9 protein-coding genes are annotated in these 8,158 nt (G+C 56.4%); 6 read left to right on the plus strand and 3 right to left on the minus strand.

The features are described 5' to 3' along the window. Positions 1-95: 95 nt before the first annotated feature. A complete protein-coding gene (gene rpoZ, locus AAC060_RS12360) occupies positions 96-443 on the minus strand; it encodes a DNA-directed RNA polymerase subunit omega (protein WP_335653402.1) in 348 nt (115 codons plus the stop codon). A gap of 149 nt (positions 444-592) precedes the next feature. Here rpoZ and AAC060_RS12365 point away from each other — a divergent pair, with 149 nt between their 5' ends. Both AAC060_RS12365 and AAC060_RS12370 read left to right on the plus strand, forming a co-directional pair. Next, complete coding sequence (locus tag AAC060_RS12365; RefSeq protein ID WP_339826653.1) at positions 593-1,804, plus strand: phosphatidylserine/phosphatidylglycerophosphate/cardiolipin synthase family protein; 1,212 nt, start codon at positions 593-595, stop codon at positions 1,802-1,804. 162 nt (positions 1,805-1,966) lie between these two features. Then, on the plus strand, positions 1,967-3,058 hold the full coding sequence (locus AAC060_RS12370) for a serine hydrolase (RefSeq protein WP_339826655.1): 1,092 nt from the start codon (positions 1,967-1,969) through the stop codon (positions 3,056-3,058). A 3-nt stretch (positions 3,059-3,061) separates the two neighbouring features. On the opposite strand, the gene AAC060_RS12375 is transcribed toward AAC060_RS12370, so the two are convergent. Then, a complete protein-coding gene (locus tag AAC060_RS12375) occupies positions 3,062-3,268 on the minus strand; it encodes a hypothetical protein (RefSeq protein ID WP_339826657.1) in 207 nt (68 codons plus the stop codon). An 88-nt stretch (positions 3,269-3,356) separates the two neighbouring features. After that, complete coding sequence (locus AAC060_RS12380; RefSeq protein WP_339826659.1) at positions 3,357-3,701, minus strand: hypothetical protein; 345 nt, start codon at positions 3,699-3,701, stop codon at positions 3,357-3,359. Positions 3,702-3,938: 237 nt separating this feature from the next. On the opposite strand from AAC060_RS12380, the gene AAC060_RS12385 reads away from it, so the two are divergent. The 4 genes from AAC060_RS12385 to AAC060_RS12400 form a co-directional block, all read left to right on the plus strand. Further along, positions 3,939-4,958, plus strand: coding sequence for a metalloregulator ArsR/SmtB family transcription factor (locus AAC060_RS12385; RefSeq protein ID WP_339826661.1), 1,020 nt, complete (start codon positions 3,939-3,941; stop codon positions 4,956-4,958). Beyond that, entirely contained in the window at positions 4,955-5,911 is a 957-nt protein-coding gene (metF, locus tag AAC060_RS12390; protein WP_339826663.1) for a methylenetetrahydrofolate reductase, read from the plus strand. Before AAC060_RS12385 ends, metF begins: the two co-directional genes overlap by 4 nt. Beyond that, a complete protein-coding gene (locus AAC060_RS12395; RefSeq protein WP_339826665.1) occupies positions 5,908-6,957 on the plus strand; it encodes a homocysteine S-methyltransferase family protein in 1,050 nt (349 codons plus the stop codon). Before metF ends, AAC060_RS12395 begins: the two co-directional genes overlap by 4 nt. Positions 6,958-7,052: 95 nt before the next feature. After that, positions 7,053-8,158: dihydropteroate synthase (locus AAC060_RS12400; RefSeq protein ID WP_339826677.1), on the plus strand; the 1,106-nt coding region annotated here is incomplete at its 3' end.

The following is an 8,158-nucleotide window of genomic DNA, read 5'->3' on the forward strand; positions in this document are numbered from 1 at the left end:
CTCAAGCCGATGATAGAATAAGAAAAGGCCGCCCGGAATATTTCCGGCGGCCTTTTCTTTTGTCTCGAATAGTCTAGCGCGGTGACGCGGCTTGCTTACCGGCGACCATAGTCTCCGGAAACACCGGCACTGCGTGGTGGTGCAGCGGCGGTCAAGCGAAGCGCTTCTGCCGACTGGCTGATCGAACCGATTTCATCCGGTGTATCATCATCATCGATGAGAACCTTCTGCAGCGACTGGATCAGGCTTTCTTCCAGATCCTTCGGCTTGACGGTTTCTTCTGCGATTTCGCGCAGCGCCACAACTGGGTTTTTATCACGATCGCGGTCAACAGTCAGCTCTTCGCCGCCTGAAATCTCACGTGCGCGCTGGGCAGCGAACAACACCAGATCAAACCGGTTTGTTACTTTATCGACGCAATCTTCAACGGTAACGCGAGCCATAAGCCGCTCCTGATTCTGCAAAATATTGGAAAAGAAGCCTGCATCTAGGGATATCGGCTGGATTTGTCAACAAATCCGGTATGCTGCGAACAATCACAAACAATCTAATGGTTTGTCGGTACGCCGGTGATAATCTATGCCTCCCAACCATGGAAAGCGCCACCGCCAACAACCCGATATTGCCATCCGATCCGCCACGATGGCTTGACGTCGGCGAGAATCGCTTGCGACTTGTCCGCGCGGCCCCGGAACGTCTCGCCGCGCTGGTGGACATGCTCGAAGGCGCGGAGAAAAGCCTCAAGCTTTTCTTCTACATGTTCGAGGATGACCGCACTGGTCGCAGAATTCTCGACATATTGGTCGCCGCCTGCCAGCGCGGCCTGGCCGTGGAGATGATGGTCGACAGCTTTGGTTCAAACGGCGCGTCGCGGAGCTTTTTCGATCCGCTGATCGAAGCGGGCGGGAAATTCAAGATTTTCAGCCCGCGCTTTTCGACCAGCTATTTTGTCCGCAATCACCAGAAAATGATCATCGCCGATGATTGCTGTGCACTGATCGGCGGATTCAACATTGCCGACGCCTATTTTAACATGGCCCGGCAAGACGGGGACAGCCTCCCCGTCAGCGATAGCTGGGAAGACCTCGGCCTCGAAATCGAAGGGCCCGAAGTTGCCAATCTCGCCAACTATTACCGGCTGTTGTCCGACTGGGTCTATCGCGACAATGGCAACATACGTTCGCTGCAAAAAATGGTCCGGCACTGGAAGGCCGGCGACGGCCAGTTTCGCTGGCTACTCGGCGGACCGAGCAACCGCCTGAGCCGCTGGGCGTGGGCGATCAAGAAAGATCTCGAGAATGGCAGCAGGCTTGACCTGGTCTCCGCCTATTTCTCGCCGGGACAAGGTCTTTTGCGCCGCATTGGCAGAATATCGAAGCGGGGCGGGGAGAGCCGGATCATCTTGCCCGGGAAAACCGATAATGCGGCGACGATCGGTGCCAGCAGATTATTGTACGGATATCTGCTGAAGCGTCATGCCCGTCTTTTCGAATATCAACCCAAGCGACTCCACACCAAATTGGTGGTTGTCGACGATGCGGTCTATATCGGCTCCGCAAATTTCGATTTGCGCAGCCTGTATATCAATGTCGAGATGATGTTGCGGATCGAAGATGCCGAATTTGCCAGTCATGCACGCAGCGTGATCGACATCATACACGAACAGACAGAGGCGATCACACCGGAACTGCACAAATCGCGCCGGTCTTTTCTGAACCGGCTGCGCTGGACCATATCCTACTTTGTCGTGAATACGCTCGACTATAGCGTTACCCGCCGTCTCAATTTCGGAATCAAGAAATAGCTCCGCCTTTTTCGCATTCGGGCTGATTTCCGGCCCTACTTCAGCATTCTGTCGCAGGACAAGAATCATTCATCGCAATTCGCGGTTATGACTCTGTTAAGACAGAGCCACGTAGCTAGGAGGAGCGATGAGTTTTCCAATATCAGATGATCGGCAGTGCATATGACCCAGTTTCGGTATATTTTTACATTGCTGCTAACCACCGTACTGGCCGCATGCGTGTCCGCTCCCGACCGGCCAACGGTCCAACGGAACAACACCCCGCCTCCGACATATCAAAATCCTGCGCCAACGGAAACGCCGCGCGCCACTGCGTCGCGTGACCGCCCCGATCCCGCGCTGGTCCGTGAAATCGCCGATCTTTGGCGGAGCTTTCCCGGCACGACCGGGATTGCAGTCAAACGGATCGACGGTGATTGGGAAATCGGCCACCGGATGGATCAATATTTCCCGCAGCAGAGCGTTTCCAAGCTCTGGGTCGCTCTGACGCTGCTCGACAAGATCGATCAGGGCCGCGCCTCCCTGTCCGATTCCATCCGGATCGGCAAAGAAGATTTGACGGTATTCCACCAGCCGATGGCGGCGGAAGTGGAGAAGAACGGTGCCGTCGTAAAGTCTGTCTACACCTTGCTTGAGCAAGCGCTCGCGAGCAGCGACAATACGGCGAATGACGCTCTGCTTAATCATGCAGGCGGGCCGGAAGCCGTGCGCAAGTTCATCGCAAAAAACGATCTGGGGAAAATCCGCTTCGGCCCCGGTGAACGCTTGTTGCAGAGCGGCATTGCCGGAATGGAATGGAGGCAGAACCTGTCCTACGGGCGCACATTCTATGCAGCCCGGGCCAAAATACCGGTCGAGCAACGGCGCCAGTCGCTCGACGCCTATCTCGCCGATCCGGTCGATGGAGCAAGTCCGCAAGCGATCGTTCGCGCATTGGACAAATTGGCCCGTGGCAAACTGCTGTCGGAGAATTCGACCAATTTGCTGCAATCTATATTGAAACGCACGAGAAGCGGGCCGAACCGGCTGAAGGCAGGCGTCCCTGCTGGTTGGGAATTTTTGCACAAAACCGGCACCGGACAGGTTCTTGGTCCAGTCGCAACCGGATATAATGATATCGGCATCATGACGGCGCCGGATGGCACCCGCTATGCCGTGGTTGTGATGCTGGGCGATACGACCGCATCCATTCCCGAACGGATGCGCCTGATGCAGTCGGTAACCCGGGCCGTAGCGCGCTACCACCCCGGCTGATTGCTATTCGCTTTCGGCGGGCGGCGCTGGGACGGCCGTCGCCGTTTTTTCAATCGATTCAGGCGGACTATTGCGCTCGTCGAGCATTTCTGCCGCTTCATCCAGTGCTTTTGCCTCGCCGATGGTGACGCCACCGGGGCCGGGATCATTTTGGGCCGGACCGCAAGCAGCCAGTCCGGTCAATATCACGATGCTGACTATGTTTTTCATGCCGTCTCCATAAAGCCAATCCGGACAAGGCCAAAGACAAAAAAAAGGGCCGCCCTGAGGCAGCCCTTTTCCTGAAATTTATTAAAGCTTAGTTGACTGATTTTTTCGCAGCATCGGCAGCTTTGTCGACTGCAGCATTTGCAGCGTCTTTAGCAGCGGTACCGGCAGCGTCAGCAGCAGCACCGGCAGCTACAGCAGCTTCACCAGCGGCATCAGCAGCAGCACCGGCTTCAGCAGTTGCGTCTGCAGCAGCTTCGCCCATTGCGTCGGTTGCGCCTTCAGCGGCATCCATTGCATCATCAGCAGCTTCTTCAGCAGTTGCGTCCGTGCCTTCTACTGTTTCTTCTACACCGGTTTCAGCATTGTCTGCGCCGGAGCATGCAGCCAGGCCAAGTGCAGCGGCCAAAACGATTGATGTTGTAACTTTTTTCATTGGGGTAAACCTTTGTTATATTCCTCAAAAAACCAAGCAGGGCGAGAGGCGTTCTACCTCCAATGTCCTACGGTTGAAGTTTCTAGCGATTTGACCGAACGAACGCAATGAAGAACCTCTTTGTGGCATTTTCATGACCTGTAAATTCTACTGTTATCGCGATCCCGGACAAATATTAAACGCGGAAAATCAAGTCGATTGACCAGATATAAAGATTTCTTTATATAGCATTCCAGCATGGAACATATCTTAAACATTTTCAGGGCACTTGCCGACCCTACGCGGTTGCGAATCGTGCTGTTGCTACAAAAAATGGAACTGGCTGTCGGTGAACTCGCGCAGATACTGGACCAGAGCCAGCCGCGGATTTCACGTCACATCAGAATATTGGATGAAGCCGGGCTGGCAGAACGGCGTAAGGAAGGAAGCTGGGTTTTTCTGAAACCCGGCCCCGCATCCGAGTTGGAGATATTGGGCCGCATTTTCCGTTCGGACAAGGTGGCCAAGTCGGAACAAGCGATGCAGGATCAGGCGCAGCTTTCATTGGTCCGCAAAGCCCGCGCCGAGATGGCGGAACGCTATTTTTCCGCGCATGCCGAAGAATGGGATGCGATCCGCTCGCTGCATCTGCCCGAAGCAGAAGTCGAGCGGGCGATGCTCGCCTTGCTGAAGGATGCACAGCTCGGCAAGATGCTGGATATCGGGACTGGAACGGGGCGGATGGTCGAACTGTTCGGACCGTCAGCCCGATCGATCATCGCGCTCGACAAAAGTCCGGAGATGTTGCGCCTGGCCCGAGCGAAATTGCTCGAGAGCGAAGCCGTCACCGGGTCGGCTCTGGTCCAGAAAACGGAGTTGAAACAGGGCGATTTCAACCAGCTGCCGGTGGAAAGTTGCGCGGTCGATAGTGTCATCCTCCATCAGGTCCTGCATTATGCCCAGCATCCCGAAGCGGTGCTTGTCGAAGTGTCGCGCGTATTGAAATCCAACGGTTTCGTCCTGATTGCAGACTTTGCCGCCCATGACCGGGAAGATTTGCGCACCGAACATGCGCACGCGCGTCTGGGCTTTAGCGATGACAGCATGAAACGCTGGCTCATCGCGTCAAAGCTCGAGCTGGTGCAAACCAGAACCCTCGATGGCGGCGAACTGACGGTAAAAATCTGGGTCGCCAGAAAGCCGGCCATAACGAGCCTGCATCCCGACGCCGACAAAACGGCCTCCCAGTCTGAAAATTTGAAAAGAGCAACAGCATGAGCAAGACAACACGGCCAATGGGGCTAAACGAACTAGAAGAAGCCAAACGGGCTCTGGATGTGCCGCTGTTCGCTGGACTAAGCGGAGACGCGGATGTCTCCTTCGAATTTTTCCCGCCCAAATCGGAAAAAATGGAAAAAACCCTGTGGGATAGCGTCGTCACGCTCGAGCCGCTCAATCCGCGATTTGTTTCGGTCACTTATGGAGCCGGCGGCACCACGCGCGAACGCACCCATGCTACGGTCGCCAGGATCGCCAAAGAAACCAATATCCCGGCTGCAGCGCATCTCACCTGCGTCGGCGCAAGCAAAGACGAAATAGCCGAGGTTGCAAAATCCTATTGGGATGCAGGCGTCCGCCATATTGTCGCTTTGCGCGGCGATCCACCGTCAGAGGGCCAGGCTTTCGAACCGCATCCGCAAGGCTATGCCAGCGCTGCAGAACTGGTAAAGGGCCTGAGCGACATCGCGCCGTTCGAAATATCGGTCGCCGCCTATCCCGAGACCCATCCGGAAGCCGATTGCCCGCAAAGTGATCTCGATAATCTGAAACGCAAGCTCGATGCAGGCGCGACCCGGGCGATCACCCAGTTCTTCTTTACCGCAGAGGCTTTTTTCCGGTTTCGCGATGCAGCGGCGGCAGCCGGTATCGACGCAGAGCTGGTGCCCGGCATATTGCCGGTATCCAATGTCGCCCAGACGCGCAAATTTGCCGGTATGTGCGGAGCAGAAATCCCGCCATGGATGAACGACCTGTTCGAAGGACTGGATGACCATCCATCCGCCCGGCAATTGATCGCAGCGACCGTGGCAGCGGAACTCTGCCGCAAGCTATATGCCGGAGGCGTTCGCCAATTCCATTTTTACACGCTCAACCGGGCAGAACTCAGCTACGCCATTTGTCACTTGCTCGGCAAGCGACCCGGCAGCGCGCAACAGGAGAAAGCGGCATGACCAGCGCCCGCGAACAATTGCAGAAACTCGCCGCCGAGCGGATATTGGTATTTGATGGCGGCTATGGCACCGCGATCCAGAATTACCGGCTCGGCGAAGAGGATTATCGCGGCAGTCTCGACCTGACCGATGACCAGAAGGGCAATAATGATCTGCTCAGCCTGACCCGGCCGGATATCATCGAAGCCATTCATACGTCCTATCTCGAAGCGGGCGCCGACATTATCGAAACCAATACGTTCAGCTCTACCGAGATCAGCCAGGCCGATTATGGCTGCGAGCATCTGGTCCGCGATCTGAACGTCAAGTCGGCAGAAATCGCCCGTGCGGCCTGCGACAAGGCCGAAGCCAGGGATGGCCGCCCGCGCTTTGTCGCCGGGTCCGTCGGACCGACCAACAAGACCCTGTCGCTGTCACCCGACGTCAACGACCCGGGTTTCCGCGAAATTGAATATGATTATCTGAAAGGCGTTTACCGGGCGCAATGCGATGCCCTGATCGACGGTGGAGTCGATTTTCTGTTGATCGAAACGATCTTTGATACGCTCAACGCCAAATGCGCAGGCATGGCGGCGATGGAAGCTGCAGAAGCAAGCGGCCGCGATGTGCCGCTGATGATATCGATGACCCTGACGGACCTGTCCGGTCGCAATCTGTCCGGCCATACGGTCGAGGCTTTCTGGCACGCCGTGCGCCATTTGAAGCCGCTGACCATCGGGCTCAACTGTTCTTTCGGAGCAGACCAGCTCAGGCCGCATCTGGCGATGCTGTCGAAAGAGGCAAACGCGCTGATCATGGCCTATCCCAACGCGGGCCTGCCCAATGATCTTGGCGAATATGACGAAATGCCGCAGGAGACCGCCGAGTTAATCGGTGACTGGCTGAAAGACGGTCTGGTCAATATCGTCGGCGGTTGCTGTGGCACCACGCCGGACCATATTGCCGCCATTGCCGAAGCCGTGGCGGACCAGGAACCGCGCAAGATACCGACGATCTCTGTCCACACCCGCCTTTCCGGGCTGGAACCGTTCAATATGGCGGCATGAGCCGAGCGTAATCACGTTCGTGGCGCTCCCGCCATGACCGAGACTATTAATTGCCTCTCGGCTCCGGTCGAGACCAACGGATGACATTACGAATTATGAACCAATCCTCTTCCACGAATTTCGTCAATATCGGCGAACGCACCAATGTCACTGGCTCTGCGCGTTTCAAGAAGCTCGTCCTCAACGATGACTATGAAGCCGCGGTCGAGGTCGCTCGCCAGCAGGTCGAGAACGGCGCGCAGATAATTGATATCAATATGGACGAGGGTCTGCTCGACGCGCACCACGCGATGACGACCTTTCTCAAGCTGATCTCCGCCGAACCCGATATCGCGCGCGTGCCGGTGATGATCGACAGCAGCAAATGGTCGGTGATCGAGGCGGGGCTGAAATGCGTATCCGGCAAACCGATCGTCAACTCGATCTCGATGAAAGAAGGCGAGGAAGAATTCCTCAAACATGCGCGCAAATGCATGGCTTATGGCGCTGCCGTCGTGGTCATGGCCTTTGATGAAACCGGACAGGCCGACACCAAAGAGCGGAAGATCGAAATTTGCGAGCGCGCCTATAAGCTGCTCACCGGCATCGGCTTCCCGCCGGAAGATATTATCTTCGATCCCAATGTCTTTGCAATCGCCACCGGGATTGACGAGCATCGCCGCTACGGGCTCGATTTTATCGAGGCGACACGCGAGATCAAGAAACGCTGCCCGCATGTCCATATCTCCGGCGGCCTTTCCAACCTGTCGTTCAGCTTCCGTGGCAATGAACCGGTTCGCAAGGCGATGCACAGCGTCTTTCTCTACCACGCCATTCCCGCGGGCATGGACATGGCGATCGTCAACGCTGGCCAGCTGGATATTTATGACGACATCGACCCTGAACTGCGCGAGCTTTGCGAAGATGTCATATTCGACCGGCGTGACGACGCGACCGACCGGCTGATCACACTTGCCGAGAAATTCCGCGGCACCGATGAAGTCGCCGAAAAGGCAGCGGCGGAATGGCGTGGCTATGAGGTGAACAAGCGACTGGAACATGCGCTGGTCAAGGGCATCGACGCCCATATCATCGAAGACACCGAGGAAATGCGGCTAGCGGTCAAAGCGCGCGACGGCCGCCCGATCGAAGTGATTGAAGGCCCCTTGATGGACGGCATGAATGTCGTCGGCGACCTGTTTGGTTCCGGCAAGATGTTCCT

Origin of the sequence: uncultured Parasphingorhabdus sp. (genome assembly GCF_963975555.1) — a bacterium.
Lineage (GTDB): Bacteria > Pseudomonadota > Alphaproteobacteria > Sphingomonadales > Sphingomonadaceae > Parasphingorhabdus.

Excerpts from the sequence above, each read along its gene's own strand:
- rpoZ (WP_335653402.1), bottom strand. The coding sequence starts at position 443 with ATGGCTCGCGTTACCGTTGAAGATTGCGTCGATAAAGTAACAAACCGG.
- AAC060_RS12365 (WP_339826653.1), top strand. The coding sequence starts at position 593 with ATGGAAAGCGCCACCGCCAACAACCCGATATTGCCATCCGATCCGCCA.
- AAC060_RS12370 (WP_339826655.1), top strand. The coding sequence starts at position 1,967 with ATGACCCAGTTTCGGTATATTTTTACATTGCTGCTAACCACCGTACTG.
- AAC060_RS12375 (WP_339826657.1), bottom strand. The coding sequence starts at position 3,268 with ATGAAAAACATAGTCAGCATCGTGATATTGACCGGACTGGCTGCTTGC.
- AAC060_RS12380 (WP_339826659.1), bottom strand. The coding sequence starts at position 3,701 with ATGAAAAAAGTTACAACATCAATCGTTTTGGCCGCTGCACTTGGCCTG.
- AAC060_RS12385 (WP_339826661.1), top strand. The coding sequence starts at position 3,939 with ATGGAACATATCTTAAACATTTTCAGGGCACTTGCCGACCCTACGCGG.
- metF (WP_339826663.1), top strand. The coding sequence starts at position 4,955 with ATGAGCAAGACAACACGGCCAATGGGGCTAAACGAACTAGAAGAAGCC.
- AAC060_RS12395 (WP_339826665.1), top strand. The coding sequence starts at position 5,908 with ATGACCAGCGCCCGCGAACAATTGCAGAAACTCGCCGCCGAGCGGATA.